The 17,350-nt window shown below is 42.7% G+C and carries 15 protein-coding genes; 11 read left to right on the forward strand and 4 right to left on the reverse strand.

What is annotated here, in order from left to right:
• The first annotated feature begins 88 nt into the window (after positions 1-88).
• The 6 genes from VPNCDNU1_RS02365 (at position 89) to VPNCDNU1_RS02390 (ending at position 7,087) form a co-directional block, all read left to right on the forward strand.
• Entirely contained in the window at positions 89-1,453 is a 1,365-nt protein-coding gene (locus VPNCDNU1_RS02365) for an aspartate aminotransferase family protein (protein ID WP_104398868.1), read from the forward strand.
• A gap of 3 nt (positions 1,454-1,456) precedes the next feature.
• Positions 1,457-2,947 carry a CoA-acylating methylmalonate-semialdehyde dehydrogenase gene (locus VPNCDNU1_RS02370; protein WP_104398869.1) on the forward strand — a complete coding sequence of 497 codons (1,491 nt, stop codon included), beginning with the start codon at positions 1,457-1,459 and terminating at the stop codon, positions 2,945-2,947.
• Positions 2,948-3,154: 207 nt separating this feature from the next.
• On the forward strand, positions 3,155-3,703 hold the full coding sequence (locus tag VPNCDNU1_RS02375; RefSeq protein WP_104398870.1) for a TFIIB-type zinc ribbon-containing protein: 549 nt from the start codon (positions 3,155-3,157) through the stop codon (positions 3,701-3,703).
• Positions 3,704-3,828: 125 nt separating this feature from the next.
• A complete protein-coding gene (locus VPNCDNU1_RS02380) occupies positions 3,829-4,926 on the forward strand; it encodes a YcjF family protein (protein WP_104398871.1) in 1,098 nt (365 codons plus the stop codon).
• Entirely contained in the window at positions 4,913-6,451 is a 1,539-nt protein-coding gene (locus tag VPNCDNU1_RS02385; RefSeq protein ID WP_104398872.1) for a GTPase family protein, read from the forward strand. The genes VPNCDNU1_RS02380 and VPNCDNU1_RS02385 overlap by 14 nt, the downstream gene beginning before the upstream one ends.
• 267 nt (positions 6,452-6,718) lie before the next feature.
• Positions 6,719-7,087: a VOC family protein gene (locus VPNCDNU1_RS02390; protein WP_104398873.1), complete on the forward strand. Its 369-nt coding sequence runs from the start codon at positions 6,719-6,721 to the stop codon at positions 7,085-7,087.
• A gap of 58 nt (positions 7,088-7,145) precedes the next feature.
• Here VPNCDNU1_RS02390 and arfB read toward each other — a convergent pair whose 3' ends face one another.
• From arfB to VPNCDNU1_RS02405, 3 genes are all read right to left on the reverse strand, one after another.
• Entirely contained in the window at positions 7,146-7,559 is a 414-nt protein-coding gene (gene arfB / locus VPNCDNU1_RS02395; protein ID WP_104398874.1) for an alternative ribosome rescue aminoacyl-tRNA hydrolase ArfB, read from the reverse strand.
• A 149-nt stretch (positions 7,560-7,708) separates the two neighbouring features.
• Positions 7,709-10,510 (reverse strand): hybrid sensor histidine kinase/response regulator, encoded by a 2,802-nt coding sequence (locus tag VPNCDNU1_RS02400; protein ID WP_104398875.1) that lies wholly within the window; start codon positions 10,508-10,510, stop codon positions 7,709-7,711.
• On the reverse strand, positions 10,497-11,420 hold the full coding sequence (locus VPNCDNU1_RS02405; RefSeq protein WP_237324071.1) for a cytochrome-c peroxidase: 924 nt from the start codon (positions 11,418-11,420) through the stop codon (positions 10,497-10,499). Before VPNCDNU1_RS02405 ends, VPNCDNU1_RS02400 begins: the two co-directional genes overlap by 14 nt.
• A gap of 283 nt (positions 11,421-11,703) precedes the next feature.
• Between VPNCDNU1_RS02405 and VPNCDNU1_RS02410 the strand changes: the two genes are divergently transcribed.
• The 5 genes from VPNCDNU1_RS02410 (at position 11,704) to rplT (ending at position 16,121) form a co-directional block, all read left to right on the forward strand.
• Entirely contained in the window at positions 11,704-12,312 is a 609-nt protein-coding gene (locus tag VPNCDNU1_RS02410; protein ID WP_104398877.1) for a beta-phosphoglucomutase family hydrolase, read from the forward strand.
• A gap of 616 nt (positions 12,313-12,928) precedes the next feature.
• Positions 12,929-14,857 (forward strand): threonine--tRNA ligase, encoded by a 1,929-nt coding sequence (gene thrS, locus VPNCDNU1_RS02415; protein ID WP_104398878.1) that lies wholly within the window; start codon positions 12,929-12,931, stop codon positions 14,855-14,857.
• 3 nt (positions 14,858-14,860) lie between these two features.
• Complete coding sequence (infC, locus tag VPNCDNU1_RS02420; RefSeq protein ID WP_101115501.1) at positions 14,861-15,412, forward strand: translation initiation factor IF-3; 552 nt, start codon at positions 14,861-14,863, stop codon at positions 15,410-15,412.
• Positions 15,413-15,532: 120 nt separating this feature from the next.
• Positions 15,533-15,727, forward strand: a complete 195-nt coding sequence (rpmI, locus tag VPNCDNU1_RS02425) for a 50S ribosomal protein L35 (protein ID WP_004401085.1) — start codon at positions 15,533-15,535, stop codon at positions 15,725-15,727.
• A 40-nt stretch (positions 15,728-15,767) separates the two neighbouring features.
• Positions 15,768-16,121 carry a 50S ribosomal protein L20 gene (gene rplT, locus VPNCDNU1_RS02430; RefSeq protein WP_021019837.1) on the forward strand — a complete coding sequence of 118 codons (354 nt, stop codon included), beginning with the start codon at positions 15,768-15,770 and terminating at the stop codon, positions 16,119-16,121.
• A gap of 121 nt (positions 16,122-16,242) precedes the next feature.
• Here the strand turns inward: rplT and VPNCDNU1_RS02435 are convergent, their stop codons facing one another.
• Positions 16,243-17,205 (reverse strand): integron integrase, encoded by a 963-nt coding sequence (locus VPNCDNU1_RS02435; protein WP_104398879.1) that lies wholly within the window; start codon positions 17,203-17,205, stop codon positions 16,243-16,245.
• Positions 17,206-17,350: the final 145 nt, after the last annotated feature.

Here is a 17,350-nt window from a genome sequence, read left to right on the forward strand (position 1 = left end):
TTAACTTAACGTAACTAACTCTGTATTTAAGTTGCCTAAATTGAACATTACATTGGGATAAGTATGTAACCAATAAGGCGATCAGAATATGGAAGTTCAATCTTCTCACCACAGTTCCTTAATCTCTAACAGCAGTACGTTAACCAAGAAACAATTGGATGCGCACTGGATGGCGTTTACAGGGAACCGAGAATTCAAACGTGCGCCCAGAGTCATTCAGTCTGCAAACGGTCGATTTTATACCGATGACAAAGGACGCAAGATCTTTGATGGTCTATCGGGTTTGTGGACCTGCGGATTGGGGCATTGTCATCCACGCATTACAGAAGCGATATCAAAGCAAGCCGCCATGCTGGATTATTCTCCGGCCTTCCAATTTGGTCATCCAAAAGCCTTTGAGCTCGCAGAACGCATAGCTTCGCTGATGCCCCAGGATTTAAACCGAGTTTTCTTTACAGGATCTGGATCTGAATCGGTTGATACTGCGCTGAAGATAGCGCGAGCGTATTGGAAGAAACGCGGTAAAGCCAGTAAGACAAAGTTGATTGGACGTGCCAAGGGTTACCACGGCGTGAATTATGGTGGAATCAGTGTTGGTGGTATTGGTGCGAACCGAAGCCTCTATGGTGAAGGGCTGGCGAGTGATCACCTTTCTCATACCTTGTTGGAAGAGAATCGCTTTTCCAAAGGGCTTCCAGCAACTGGGACTGCATTGGCGAATGAACTTGAAGAAAAAGTGCTGTTGCATGGCGCAGATAACATAGCTGCTGTGATAGTAGAGCCCATTGCTGGGAGTGCTGGCGTGCTACCGCCCCCGAAAGGGTATTTGTCCCGCTTAAGAGATTTATGCACCAAGCACGACATCTTACTGATTTTTGATGAAGTAATTACCGGTTTTGGGCGCATGGGAGCAAACAGCGCTGCGGAACTCTTCGGAGTGACACCCGATTTAATGACGATCGCCAAACAGCTCACTAACGGTGCTATTCCAATGGGAGCGGTGGTGGCATCTCAACCTATTTACGACACATTTATGGAAACGGGTGGCTCGGAGTATTTGCTGGAATTACCCCATGGCTACACCTACTCAGCGCACCCTATTGCGTGTGCCGCCGCTTTGGCAACATTAGACCTGATTGAGCAAGAGGGTGTGATATCTCAAGTGCGTGATCTATCGCCACTCTTCGAGCAGAAAGTCCATAGCCTTCAGTCTCATGACTCCGTACTCGATATTCGAAATTTTGGCTTGGCAGCAGGTCTCACGTTCTTAGCCAAAGAAGGACAACCACTGCTACGCCCATACCAGATAGCCATGTCCTGTTGGCAAAAGGGTTTTTACGTACGTTATGGCGGCGACACAATTCAGCTTGGTGTGCCATTTCAAACAACTGAAAAAGAACTCGACACATTAATTAATGCGTTGGGCGAAGCGATAGAAGAAACGAAGGATTAAAACATGGAAACGATAGGGCATTGGATAAATGGAAGATATGTACAATCACAGGGGCGAGAGCAGGGGGTATACAACCCTGCCTACGGAGAAATACGACGAAATGTTCAGTTGGCAGAACGAGGCACGGTCGAAGACGCGATTCTCGCGGCACAAGCGGCGTTCCAAAGCTGGCGAGACACCCCAGCAACCAAAAGAGCAAGAGTCATGTTCCGCTTTAAGCAGCTGGTGGAAGAAAATCTGGAGCGATTGGCTGCTCTAATTGGAGAGGAGCATGGTAAAACCGTCAGTGATGCGATGGGAGAACTTCAGCGCGGGTTGGAAAATATTGAATTTGCCTGCGGCATTGCAGATGCGTTGAAAGGTGAGCACAGTAAAAACGTAGGAACTGGCATCGATTCCTGGAGTGAGTTTCAACCGCTAGGCGTCGTTGCGGGAATCACACCGTTCAACTTCCCTGTAATGGTGCCAATGTGGATGTTCCCATTGGCGATTGCATGTGGTAATACCTTCGTCTTGAAGCCATCTGAACGCGTACCAAGTTCCACTTTATTCTTAGGAGAATTGCTGTCACAAGCGGGACTGCCAGATGGTGTATTCAATATAGTTAATGGCGACAAAGAAGCGGTGGACGTCTTACTTTCAGATGACAGAATCAAAGCCGTCAGTTTCGTTGGTTCAACAACCATTGCTGAAACGATTTATAAGAAAGCGTCGGAAAATGGCAAGCGTTGCCAAGCATTGGGAGGCGCGAAAAATCACGCCATAGTGATGCCTGATGCCGATATTGATAGTACGGTAAATCAGCTACTCGGCGCAGCATTTGGATCATCCGGTGAGCGATGTATGGCGTTATCTGTTGTCGTCGCGGTCGGTGATGCGATTGCAGACCAATTGGTTGAAAAGCTACAACAAGAAATGAGTAAGCTGCAAGTGGGAAGCTGCGAGCAACGCGATAGTGATTTCGGCCCGTTAATTACACTTCAACATAAACAAAAAGTGTCTAGTTATATTGATAGCGCACAAGAGCAAGGCGCAGATATCTTGGTAGATGGTCGAGATATAGAAGTGGCTGGTTATGAATCAGGCTACTTTATTGGCGGGACACTCATCGATAATGTCACTGTGGAGATGACCAGTTACCAAGAGGAAATTTTTGGTCCGGTACTTCAGGTGATGCGTGTAGAGTCAATGACAGACGCCATGTCACTGATCAATGATCATGAGTATGGAAATGGCACCTGTATTTTCACGCGCGATGGTGAAGCCGCAAGGTATTTCTCTGACAGAATTGAAGTGGGAATGGTCGGAATTAATGTTCCTTTGCCTGTTCCTGTTTCCTACCACAGTTTTGGTGGATGGAAGCGCTCACTATTTGGTGATTTATCGGCATATGGCCCTGATGGCATTCGTTTTTACACCAAGAGAAAAACCATTACTCAAAGATGGCTTTCAGCGGATTTACGCGAAAGTATTCAGTTTGCTTTTCCGAGTTAAAAGCACTTTCATCATTATGACAAAAAGCCCTCAGTTGGGCTTTTTGTCATTTATGCGGTTTATGTCATTAAATCGACAAACATTATGTTGTCGAGCTTGTGTAAAATCCTTGAATTATACAAAAAACCTGACGTTAGAATAAAAAACTATGCGCGTTTCGAAAGACTGAAATGGCGCTTGTCACTGTATGGCTAAGGATACAAAAAAATGAAGTGCACAAGTTGTAATACAGGCGTTTTAGAACCCAAATTTATCGATGGTATGTTTCCTGCTCACATCTGCAATGAATGTGAGGGAAATTGGATACTGGTTGAAGATTATGTTGCTTGGAAGGAAGATAACCCAGCGTACCCGATTTCAAATTCCGTAACATGCGAGATAAGTGACACAGAAACTGCGCTTCTATGCCCACAAACGGGTACGATCATGCGTAAGCTTCGTATCTCCAGCAATATTTCACATCGTTTAGATTACAGCGTGGCGGTAGGCGGTATTTGGTTGGATAAAGGGGAGTGGAGCATTATTCGCGAAGGTGGATTGGCGAACTCTCTGAATGCAGTTGTTACCACTCAATGGCAGAAGAACATACGTACCAACAACTCAACTGAGAACTTTGTTTCGCTCTACAATGATAAATTCGGCGAAGAAACTTACGAGAAACTCAAAGACATTCGCAGTTGGATTAATGCTCACCCAAATAAACATGATCTACAGGCGTATCTATCGGCAGAAGACCCGTATTCAGCTGAGCGGTAATCGCCTTCCTTGTGGCAATCTAGAATGGGTTTAGGTTGCCATTTAAATTAATGGAATGACGTTCTATTAGTTTAAATATTCTATGGTAAGCTATTCGGAATTGTTACTTTTGGTCTGGGTTTACCATGTTTGATGCTATCAAAGACTTTATTAACCCGGGGAAAAACCCCGATCTTTCCTCGGCTTTTGACTATCAAGAGTCCCACTTGCCTACATTGTGGCTACTTGGAAAAACCGGTGCAGGAAAATCCTCATTGATCCAAGCATTAACAGGGTTGACCTCTGTAGAAGTCGGTAATGGCTTTGCACCATGTACTATGACTTCGTCTTCCTATGACTTTCCTCAAGATAAACCCGTACTGCGATTTTTGGATACTCGCGGACTTGGCGAGGCTGAATACGATCCAGCAGACGATATCAGAATATGTGCCGAGAAAGGTCATGCTTTGTTGGTTGTGGCGAAAGTTGATGAGCCTGAACAAAGCTCAGTATTGGAAGCACTAAAGCAGATTCGTAAACAGTCTGATATCAAGCACGTTCTCGTTATTCATACCGCTGTAAATCAAGTTGATAAAGAAGATAGGGGGCGAATGATGTCTCATAATCAGGCTCAGTTTGAAAAAGCATGGGGTAAAAAGCTGCCTTCCATAGATGTGGACTTTGAATGTGACTCTGAGCATTACTTCCATCTTGATGAAATGATAAATGCATTGTCTGAAATGTTACCTATTGTAGGGTTAATGGTGAGAGACAAAGAGTTCTCCTCTTTTGAAGAAGAGAATTTCGATAAGTTAGAAAATGAAGTGCTTTGGTATTCTGGCAGTGCAAGCGCTTCAGACTTAGTTCCAGCCGTTGGGTTGGTATCTGTTCCTGCTATTCAGGCAAAGATGCTGCATAGTTTGGCAAATCAATATGGCGTGGAATGGAACAAAAGAACGTTTAGTGAATTGATTGGAACATTGGGCACAAGTTTTGGGGTTCAATATGGCGTGAAACTTGGAGCAAGGCAGCTGGTTAAGTTGATCCCTGGTTTTGGGCAAACCGTGGGGGCAGTCGCCGCCGCAGCCATTAGTTTTGCAACCACTTATGGTCTTGGGCGTGCAGCATGTTATTACTTTTACCACAAAAGCAAAGGAGAAACGGTCAGTAGCGAAACAATGCAACAATTGTACAAAGACGCATTCAAAAAAGGCAAAAAGGTCGCAAGTGATGACGAGAGTTAAGAAAGGGTTAAAGAGCTTAAATCGGTATACTGGTGGGCTGATTGCGGTCTCTTTGATAGGCATAATTTTCCCTGCTCTCATATTGAGTGGGTTCGGTCTTTATGCTGTTATTGAGCACGGATATGTAGTGCCGTTCGCTATCGCCTTGTTAGTCTCGGCATTGATGATTTTTATTCCTCGCTTTATTTGGAAAAAAGCCAAAGAAAACAAACCACAAGAAGATCAAGAGGATTTTGTTGAACCGTCGAATGATTGGTCTGATTCTGAACAAGAAATATGGTCTAGCAGCAATCAGGCTATCGAGAGATTGCTTGATCAAAACGATGACTGGGGTGTGTTAAAAGCACACGGCTTTAATATCGCAGAACTGGTCGCTCAGTCGTTTGGAAAAAAAGAGCTGGATTTCACTGTGCCTGAAGGGTTACAGCTGATGGAAGAGATCAGCAGACGCTATCGGCGGGTACTCAATGATCATGTTCCTGCAGTTGATATGGTGAAAGTATCTCAGATTAAATGGCTTTACGAGACGGGTGATAGGTATGGTGAAACAGCCCTAAAAGTGGGTAAACGTGGTATGCTAGCCTGGAGAATACTACGCGCAGCTAACCCAGCCGCTGCGGTTGCCAATGAAGTGAGGAGCAAAATGCTGGGTTCGATTACAGACCAGATATCCGATAACCTTCAGAGAAACGCCAAACGAGCGTTACTTCAGGAAGTGGCAAAAGTGTGTATTGACCTATACAGCGGTCGCTACACGATAGAAGACGATCAAATATCGACGAGCAAAATCAATAAAGAAGATGAAAAACATAAAGCACTGCCGCTCGAACCGGTTCGAATTACTTTGGTTGGGCAGCTAAGCGCCGGTAAATCTTCTTTAGTGAACGCGCTAACAAATGAAATGAATGCAGAAGTCGACATGCTCCCTACGACGGATGACATTGCAGTGTATCAGTGCAACATCGACGGTGATGAAACGCTAAAACTAGTGGATATGCCAGGTTTGGATGGGGACGAGAAAAGCACTCAACATATGCTGAAACAAATGACTCAGTCAGATCTTGTTCTTTGGGTACTTAAGGCAAATCAATCTTCTCGTCAATTAGATGTGGCGTTAGCAAAAGAGTTTGAAGCCTTCTATCAATGTCCTAAAAATATTTCTCTCAAAAAGCCAAAATTGATTGGCGTGGTAAATCAGGTAGACAAACTTAAACCCATATCAGAATGGTATCCACCTTATGATCTCAATGACACTGAGAATTCAAAATCAATGACCATTCAAGCGGCAATGAAGTTTAATCAAGACCTTCTACCATTTGATCAAGTGCTTCCTCTAGCCATTCCGGAAGACAAACCTATGTTTGGGTTGTTAGAGCTGGAAGAGGAAATTCAGCACAAATGTGATGAAGCTAAAAATGTTCAGCTAAACCGACAAAGAAATGAGGCAAAAGGATCAGCCGGCATACTTAAACAGGGCAAGCGTTTGTTCAAAGCGAGTGGCAAGGTGGTCAAAAATATTTTTTAGCCGTGTAAATTTTTAATCCATGCAAAAATGTTCAACCATGTAATTCTTTCAACTAGGTGTCATACCTTTTATCGCCATTAAAACGCCTATACCCAAGCACCTTGAGGATACTTGGGTATAGGGTTTGAATAAAATTCTACCAAAAAAGACCAACTGGTCTTAGCTACCGTGTTTGAAATGCGTTGAATAGTTAATCATATATACTTGTCTTCCCTGCAAAGCTGAGCAATAGTAACCGTTTTGTTTTTCTTATATTTAGGTAAGTAAATGATTATTAACCATGTTTCTGTGGGGGCGAGCAACGTTGAAAAAGCGGCGGCTTTTTACGACAAAGTACTGGCAACGTTGGAGATATCTCGTTCTCACACCATAGAGGGTGAAGCAATAAGTTACGGAACGAATTTCGAGTTCTGGGTAGGCTGCATTTGCGGAAAGCATTCTATTTCGGGAACAGGGACGCACATTGCATTTAACGCCCCGACCGAAGAATCAGTAAAGGCTTTCCATGCCGTTGCCATTGAAAATGGTGGTTTGTGCGCTGGGGAGCCAGGCCCAAGGCCTGAGTACGGTGATGCCTACTATGCTGCATATGTTCATGATTTAGATGGCAATAAAATTGAAGCGGTTTGTACTTAACCTGAAATTTGGTTGCTTGGATATTGCCCACTTAAAATGCCATTGCGAACAAGGTGATTTAATGTGAAACTTTGCCACGTAACTTTTTGGTTTGCCCGCGTTGTGTTTTTTTATCCATGCGCTTCATTTTGGAAGAGAACGTGGGTTTAGTATCTCGCCTTTTCTTTTCGATGACTGTAGCAGAGCGGACCAATTCGGCAAGTCGGTTATAGGCATCTTCTCTATTTTGCTCTTGAGTTCGGAACTGCTGCGCTTTGATAACGATAATGCCGTCTTTAGTGATTCGGCTGTCTTTTAAACGTAAAAGGCGCTCTTTATAGAAGTCGGGAAGGGCAGATTTGTTGATATCGAATCGTAAGTGAATGGCACTGGAGACCTTGTTAACATTTTGCCCACCAGCACCTTGGGCTCTGATGGCTTCTGTGTGTATTTCCCATGATGAAATCACTACGGAATTTGATATTTTGATCAAACCTTTACTCTCAGCTATTGCTAATAGAACACTATAACTTAAGGTCTGTTAACTTTAAGTTTTAGAGATCATACGGAATTAGATTGAGATAAGGGTATCATGTTTTTCTCATAGCATCTCGGTGTTACATATACTCAAAGCTCTTGAGGTCACTTGGGTATAGACGTCGAATCTTGACTGGAATGCTCTGCCAAATGTTGTTTCAATAGGATTGAAGTTTGATCGGTGTTGATTTTGAGTAAGTTAATCAACTCTTGTAACGCTGAAAGATCGGGAGCGTGTCCTTGGCTCGCCATTTGAAAGACTTGCTCCGACTTATTGAACATTTTGTTGGCATTGAGGCTGCTGGCGATGCCTTTCATCGTGTGGGTGTGAATCTTGATTGAATCGATGTCTTTCGTCTCTGCGGCTTCAACCAGAGCATCAATACTCTCATTCATGGATTCTTTAAGTGTTGCAATTATCTCGACAAGTTGAGCATTATCACCCGCGCACACATCATTAATATAAAAACTCAAATCGACCTCAGATTCGGAAGTTGAAACCGTTTCATTCGATAACGTAAACGGTTCCAGCTCCACCACCTTACCTTCTAAAGCTCTCCTTTGCTCTATCATTGTTTTGTGTTCAGCTAACGCATCGTTAAAGCTGTTTTTTTGTAAAGGTTTAGTGAGAACATAGTTTGCCCCAGCATCAATAAAGCGGTCATGTGCCTCTTGGAATACATCAGCCGTACATCCAAATATAATGGTGTTTAGTTTTAATTCATTTCTTATGTATTGTGTTGCTTCAATGCCGTCCAACCTTGGCATGTGGTTATCCATTATGATTATGTCGTACGTACTTTCCTGAAGTAGTTCTATCGCCTCTAATCCATCTTTTGCAATAGCTACTTTATGATCCAGCGAATAGCAGAATTTCTTAGTAACCATCGCATTCACAGGGTTGTCTTCAACGATAAGGATATCTAAACCAACAGGAAGTGATTTGAAAGGTTTAATTTCGAGTTGATTTTGAATAGGGCGATCTTGTGTTTGTTCAGCACTAATTTGAAAGGTAAAACAGGTTCCGACACCTTGATTGCTTGATACGCTAATTGTTCCACCCATTAGTTCAACTAATTGCTTCACAATAGCGAGCCCTAGTCCGGTTCCTCCAAAATTTCGAGTTGTAGAGGATTCCGCCTGAATGAATGGATCAAAAATGTGTGCCAACCTGTCCTGAGCGATTCCTATTCCTGAATCTTGAATTTCGACAGTTAAACCATATGTATTGTACGCTCCTGATTTACAGGAGCAGCGAAGCTGAATACTGCCGCTTGCAGTGAACTTTACGGCGTTACTCATTAGGTTAAAGATTATCTGTCGGATCCGAGAAATATCAGCTAGAAAAACTAGATGGTCAGGAATCTGGTTATCTATTTCCAGTTCTATACCTTTTTCATCGCAGAGTAACTGATACGTAGAGGTGATAGGGGTCAGTATTTGCTTAAAATGGAAAGGAACGGCATCAAGCTCTAATTTATTTTGTTCTATTTTTGAGAAGTCGAGAATATCATCAAGCAAAGAAGTTAGGTGGTCACCAGACTCCAAAAGAACTTCCAATTGTTCTTTATGCTCGCTGTTAGTGGTTTCACCACGTATGATTTGAGCCATACCTAAAATACCGTTGAGTGGTGTTCTTAGTTCGTGGCTCATGGTCGCTAGAAAGGTAGATTTTGCCTCGTTTGCTACATTGGCGCGTTCAACAGACTGTTCCAATTTTCTCTCAAGTTGTATTTTCTTTGTTATATCGCGCTCTACTGCGATATAGCAATTCAAATTATCATCTTCATCCTTGATAGGAGTAATGATCATATCAATCCAATAAGGTGTCCCATTCTTATGGTAATTGAGTAAGTTCGACTCAATGCTATTGTGGCTTTTTATCGCATTGGAAATACGTTGAACGGAATAAGGACAGGTATCTTCACCTTGTAAAACGCTGCCCGGTGTCTTTCCTATCATTTCATGTAAGCTGTAACCCGAGAGTCTCTCGAACCCTTTATTCACCCACGTTACTAAGCCCCCGGGATCAGTCACTATGATAGCGTCTTTAGCATGCTCTGCGATGAGTGCGTGACTGGCACGCTGTTTTTCTGCCTCAATGACTGTCTGTTTCATTTTAAGCAATTCAACAAAAGTCAGTTTTTGGCGATGTAGAGCGTAAATACAGACTAAGATAATCATGGAAAAAATGAGTAATGCAATATTCTCGATAGAGCGACTAACTTGATTAGCCCAATAGGAATCCACTTTTTTGAGGTGCTCAGATACCCCCAAACCGATTAAAGCAACCTGTTTTCTTTCAACTTGATGTTTTACTCTGTCTTGAAGCTGAACGTAGCTAAGTAGCGATAGGTAAGCTGTGTTCTGAGATAAGGAGGAATTTTCGAGATATAGGCTATCGGAAAAGCCGCCTTGGGTCGCCGTTGATATCACCAACTTTTCTTCCACAGAAGAGTATCGATTAAATAATTCTTCTTGTAATAAGTTAATGGTTTTACCGGCGTAGTTTAGCGAAACATTCGCGCTAAGAAGCGATTCTTTTTCCCTTACAAATGCCTTAATTTTCAGTTCTGTTGCTTTCGCTTTTTCCAAAGCACTGGCATCAAAAGGCTGGAAAATAAAAGGAGTTTCCGAAAAATGCTTGTGAATAGAGCTATTCAATTCTTCAGCAAAAAGTTCTGTCTGCACCAACATTTCAGACAGTTCATCGTAGCGATTGAAACTGCGAAACTGAAAACTAAATAAACTCTCTTGGAGTGCAATAACATTCTGATGTAAAGAGTTGTAGCTGCTTTGAAGTTGAGTATGAACATAGTGTTTGTAGAGATTAAAACTTAAAGACACAATAATCACGGTCAGTAAGCTGACCAATACCAGTTCCTTAATCTTACTACTGATTTTCATTAAGCAACTCCAGAAGAAGCGGTGGCTTGGGTGCGGTAAGGCTGTTGAGAAATGCACTGAGTTCTATCGTGGTAACCGCATCCAGCTCCATTCCTAGCTGAACCTTGGCCATGGTTAAAATCGCTTCTTCTAACGTATTGGCTCTTCCATCATGAAAGTAAGGGGGGGTAGTGGCTACGTTGCGAAGCCCCGGAACCCTGAATACATATTTATCTTCATTGTTTCCAGTTAAGTTATAGCGCCCAAGATCCGAGACCTTTTGGTCCGGTGTGATATTTTGAATATTGCCAAAGCGTTGGAAAAGATTGCCACCTAAGTTTTGACCTTGATGACACGCGACACAACCTAGCTTTTGAAAGTTGAGCCACCCCTTTTTTTCTACCGTTGATAGTGCACTTTCATTGCCCTCAAGAAACTGATCAAAAGGGGAATTCGGTGTGTTTAAAGACTTCATGAATATGACAAGCGCATCCTTAATGGTGTCTTTCGAAATTTCGTTTTTATATGCTGAGGAAAATAGCGATTGATACGTCTTATCTGCTTTGATTCGTTCAGTGATGGACGCCCAACTTGAATTCATTTCTAAAGGGTTATGAATGGGACCATCCAGCTGATGCTCTAAGCTGGATGCACGACCATCCCAAAAAAAACGCGTATTTAAATTCGCGTTGAATACCGTAGGAGAGTTACGGTCTCCAAACCCTTTTACACCATGAGATACCCGTGTCTTTTCTGCGCCATTGGATTCTAAATGATGACAACTGGCACAACTGATTTGGTTATTTGATGACAGGTTTGTGTCTTTGAACAGTCGGAACCCAAGTTCAACTTTACTTCGGTTAAATTGAGTTGATGGGGGAACAGGTTTTACAACATCAGTGTTGTACACTTTCTTTTCAGGAGGGCGCAAAAAATCCCCAGACCATTGACTTGCCTGGTGAAATAAATACGCAGAAAAAACAAGCGATACAGTTAAGCAAGCCCACCATATTCTAGATATTCTTATCATTGTCTAACTTATCCTGACATTATGTTTAGAGTATGGTTGTTGTTTGAACATTTTCAACTTAGCTCAAAGCTTTTCCTTATTGGAAGCAAACTACGCCGTGAAGTGGGAGAGCCCTGCAACTCTAGGCGACTTTGGTATATAGTGAAGCCTCACTTAAGTCGCTGAATTACTTCTGGAGCAGTAGATGACGTTAGATTTAGAGCAATACCATGGGTTGATATTCGATATGGATGGCACGTTGATTGACTCTATGCCTGCTCACTTAGACGCTTGGGAGCGAGCGGCGAAAGATTTTGCCATTCCATTTGACCGAGACTGGATTGCTTCCATGGGAGGAATGCCAAGTGCCAAGATTACGCTAGAGGTGAATAAGCGGTACGGGCTTGAATTGGACCCGTTAAAAGTGGCCAAGGCGAAAATGGATCATTTTGAATCCACGACAGATTTTGGTGACCTCATAGATGATACATGCGATATCGTTAAGCGTTATTTAGGTCGTAAGAAAATGGCAGTAGGGACTGGGAGCGTAAGGGAAAATGCGTCTCGCATGCTTGATGAAAAGGCACTTACACCGTATTTCGATGCAATTGTAACGGCTTCTGATGTGACAAATCATAAACCCAACCCAGATACATTTTTACTTGCTGCAAAAGAGATCGGTGTGGCACCTGAACTTTGTGTTGTGTTTGAGGATACAGCACTTGGTAAGCAAGCTGCCCATGCTGCAGGAATGGATTGCGTGATGGTAGTCGAAGGTGGTTTGGAATTTTGTCCTAAACCAAATTTGCCGTAAACCTAAGTGTCTTAAGCCATAGACTAACTACCTAAAGGTATAAGAATGCAAAAGCCACCTGGCTGTTTGTCAGGTGGCTTTCTCAATTCCGTTGATTTTGCAGTGCGGCTTACAGCGCGCCAGCCCAAAATAGGGCGTTAGATAATGTAATTCCAAACATTACTGCCATCATTAGCAGGAAACCTGCCGCAAAACGTAGTTTTGATAACATTTTCGTAACTCATTTTCAGATATTATTAAAATCGGCGCAATAATGCCTAAAAAATGTGCACTGTGCAACGTTTTGTTGTTTTTAAATTACATATAGGTGTAAGGTCAATAACTTAGGCACAAATGATATTGGTGAGATTATCTACCCATTATTTTTACGTCCGAAGAATAGCAATTAGCTATTGAGCTGTGAGGAAAATATCATTTTCTTCTTCTGGAAATATTCGTTAGAATTGCGCGTTCATTTGGCAAAGTGCATCTGTATTTGTATTTTGCTGGATGACGATTTTTGTTTGATAGACAAACATACACACTTACATTTCACATCGACAGATGTTCCAAACATTTGAGCGAGTGAACTAAACATGTGTTGCTTGGTATGCAACACCACTGTAAAGGAATAAACATGCCTATTATTACTCTTCCTGACGGCAGTCAGCGCGAATTCGACAACCCTGTTTCTACTCTAGACGTCGCTCAATCAATCGGTCCTGGTCTTGCGAAAGCCACCATTGCGGGTCGTGTCGATGGCAACCGTGTAGACGCATGCGATCTTATCGAAGACGATGCGAGCCTTGAAATCATCACAGCAAAAGACGAAAAAGACGGTCTTGAGATCGTTCGTCACTCATGTGCTCACCTTCTTGGTCATGCTCTTAAGCAACTTTATCCGCAAGCTAAAATGGCGATTGGTCCAACCATCGACAACGGTTTCTACTACGACATCGATCTAGAGGAATCACTCACGCAAGACGATCTTGAAAAGATCGAAAAGCGCATGAAAGAGCTGGCGAAAACCAAATATCAGGTTATCAAGAAAAAAGTAAGCTGGCAGGAAGCTCGCGACGCGTTTGAATCGCGTGGCGAACCATACAAAGTTGAAATCTTAGACGAAAACGTTGCGCGTGACGACCGTCCTGGTTTGTACCATCACGAAGAATACATTGATATGTGTCGTGGCCCTCACGTACCGCACATGGGCTTTTGTCAGCACTTTACGTTGCTGAATATCGCTGGTGCATACTGGCGTGGTAACAGCGACAACAAGATGCTTCAACGTATCTACGGCACAGCATTTCACGACAAAAAAGCATTAAAAGCTCACCTTACTCGCTTGGAAGAAGCGGCGAAGCGAGACCACCGTAAAATTGGTAAGCATTTGGACTTGTTCCACATGCAGCAAGAAGCACCGGGCATGGTGTTCTGGCATCACAATGGTTGGTCTATTTTCCGCGATTTGGAAGTGTTTGTTCGTGAAAAACTGACAGAATACGGTTATCAAGAAGTAAAAGGTCCACTTATCATGGACCGAGTGCTATGGGAACGTTCAGGTCACTGGGATAAATACGCAGAAGCAATGTTTACAACGGCTTCAGAGAACCGTGAATACGCCCTAAAACCGATGAACTGCCCAGGTCATGTTCAAATCTTCAACCAAGGTCTGAAATCGTACCGCGATTTACCATTGCGTATGGCTGAGTTTGGTTCTTGCCACCGTAATGAACCTTCAGGCGCATTACATGGCATCATGCGTGTACGTGGCTTTACTCAGGATGATGCACATATCTTCTGTACAGAAAGTCAGATTCAAGATGAAGTAACTAGCTGTATCAAGATGGTTTACGATACGTATCAAACATTTGGCTTTGATAACATCGTAGTGAAGCTGTCTACTCGCCCGGAAAAACGTGTGGGAAGTGACGAAATTTGGGATCAGTCTGAAGAAGCTCTAAAGCAATCTCTTGAAAATATGGCGATTCCATATGAAATTCAGGAAGGCGAAGGCGCGTTCTATGGACCTAAAATCGAATTTACATTGCATGATTGTCTCGACCGAGCATGGCAATGTGGTACAGTTCAACTAGATTTCAATCTACCAAGTCGTTTGGGCGCTACTTATGTTGGCGAAAATAACGAACGTCTTGTACCAGTAATGATTCACCGTGCAATTCTTGGCTCATTGGAGCGCTTCATCGGTATTCTTATTGAAGAATATGCTGGTTTCTTCCCAACTTGGTTGGCACCAGAGCAAGCGGTTATCATGAATATCACGGATAAACAGTCCGATTATGTTCAAGAAGTTGCACAAAAACTGCAAAAAAGTGGAATTAGAGCTAAAGCGGACTTGAGAAATGAGAAGATAGGCTTTAAAATCCGCGAACATACATTGAAGCGTGTTCCTTACATGCTAGTCTGCGGCGACCAAGAAATGGAAGCCGGAGAAATCGCAGTTCGAACACGTAAAGGCAAAGATCTCGGTAAATTTAAAGTGGATGATTTTATTTCGTACATCCAAGCCGAAGTATCTAGCCGTAAGCTCAATCTGGAGGAATAAACTATTAAAGGCGGAAGACGTGGCCAACAGCCGGCCAAACAAAACCAGCACCGTTTAAACGGTGAAATTCGCGGCGTTCGTGAAGTTCGTCTTACAGGCGCCGACGGTGAACCCGTTGGTATCGTTTCTATTAATGAAGCGCTTGAAACAGCTGTTGAAGCTGGTATGGATCTTGTAGAGATCAGCCCTAACGCCGAGCCACCAGTTTGTCGTGTGATGGACTATGGCAAGTTCCTCTTCGAGAAGAGCAAAGCTGCGAAAGAGCAGAAGAAAAAGCAAAAACAGATTCAGATTAAGGAAGTAAAATTCCGTCCTGGAACTGATATCGGAGACTATCAGGTAAAACTACGCAACCTGACGCGTTTCCTTGAAGACGGCAACAAAGTGAAGGTAACAATTCGCTTCCGTGGTCGTGAAATGGCTCACCAAGAAATCGGTGTTGACGTTTTGAATCGATTGAAAGAAGACACAGTAGAACTAGCTGTTGTGGAGTCTTTCCCTACTCGAATCGAAGGTCGCCAGATGATCATGGTTCTAGCCCCTAAGAAGAAGTAATTAACGGCTTACAAGTAATTAAATCCTGTCGTGTTCCCTTTGAAAAAAGGTATAAACGGCAGGTTTTTATTCGCCCTAATTACTATTGTTTAATAACTCAACAATGCGGAGTTCTTCATCATGCCTAAGATGAAAACCAACAAAGGTGCTGCTAAGCGTTTCAAGAAAACTGCTGGTGGTATTAAGTACAAGCACGCTACAAAACGTCACATCCTGACCAAGCGTACTACTAAGAACAAGCGTCAGCTTCGTCCAAATGCAATCCTTCCTAAGTGTGAAGTGGCTGCAGTTGTTCGTATGATGCCATACGCTTAATTCTTTTTAGTTATCAATCGTTTAGTTTAGGAGAAGCATAATGCCTCGCGTAAAACGTGGTGTACAAGCTCGTGCACGTCATAAGAAAGTTCTAAAACAAGCTAAAGGTTACTACGGTGCTCGCTCTCGCGTATACCGCGTAGCTTTCCAAGCAGTTACTAAAGCTGGTCAATACGCTTACCGTGACCGTCGCAACAAGAAACGTCAATTCCGTCAACTTTGGATTGCACGTATCAATGCGGCATCTCGTCAGAATGGTCTATCTTACAGCCGTTTCATTAACGGTCTTAAGAAAGCATCTATCGAGATCGATCGTAAGATCCTTGCTGATATCGCGGTATTCGACAAGTCTGCATTTGCAGTTCTAGTTGAAAAAGCGAAAGCTGCTCTTTAAGTAGCAGTGTAAGGTTTAATAGAAGGAGAGCATTTGCTCTCCTTTTTTCATTTCTGGCATCTAATCATAGATTGTTTGCTCAATCCTATCGTAGCAATAATAAACTTGCTGCTTTCAGCGTTCATAGCCTTGATAAAGGGCTTATGACACCGTTTGCCCCTCTGTCTAATACATGCGTATAGATTTGTGTTGTTTTGACATCTGTATGCCCTAGTTGCTCTTGAACCGTTCTTATATCAGCTCCACTTTCTAACAAATGTGTTGCAAAAGAATGCCGTAAGGTGTGGCAGGTGACATTCTTATCTATACTGGCACTTTTAGCTGCTTTTCTGACGGTTTTTTGGATAGTCGATTCGCTCATATGTTGTCTTCTTAACATACCGGATTCTGGATCTACAGATAGCTTTCCAGATGGAAACAAGTAATGCCAGTTCACTTCAAATGGTGCATTTTGGTATTTCTTGTACAGTGCTTCTGGAAGCCACACTCCGCCATAGCCTGGTGTTTCCATATCCCTTTGAAAGAACTGATGAACATTTTGTTCTTGTGATTTTAAAAACGGTTCCAATTCCTTAGCCATAGTGACCGTTCTATTTTTTCCTCCTTTTCCGTTCCAGATCCTGACCGCGCCATAGTCGTAATCGATATCATGTACCCTTAGCCTCATGCACTCCATTAACCTCAAACCAGAGCCGTATAAAAGTTGCGCTTGCAGTTGATATGGTGGATCTATATGAAGAAGAAGCCTTCTGACTTCATCTCTTGTGAGGACAACAGGCAGCTTTCTTTTAATCGCAGAACGCTTGAATTTTATGTCGATAGATAGTGGGGATTTTAGAACTTCTTTGTATAAAAACACCAACGCATTTAGCGCGATCGATTGTGAACTTGCTGCTAGTTTTTGATCGCATGCCAGGTGAGTCAAAAATGCTTCTACGTCTTTATCTGATAGTTTCGCTGGGTGGGCCATATCGTGAAAATGAATATACCTACAAATCCACGTTGTATACGCATCTATTGTTCTTATGGCATAACGCCTAAGGTGCATAAATTCCTTTATGTAGCTTATAAATGCTGATTTCATTTGTGAATACCTTACTGTTTTTATATACAGTTATGATAAAAGCATATTAATTCCAACACAGCTTGTCTTGAATTCGTTTTCCTGACAAAGAGCACATGGAAAGAAATGACAGGTCACTGAATTACATGACTAATGTATGGTCAGA

The sequence above is a fragment of the Vibrio penaeicida genome (assembly GCF_002933855.1).
Lineage (GTDB): Bacteria > Pseudomonadota > Gammaproteobacteria > Enterobacterales > Vibrionaceae > Vibrio > Vibrio penaeicida_A.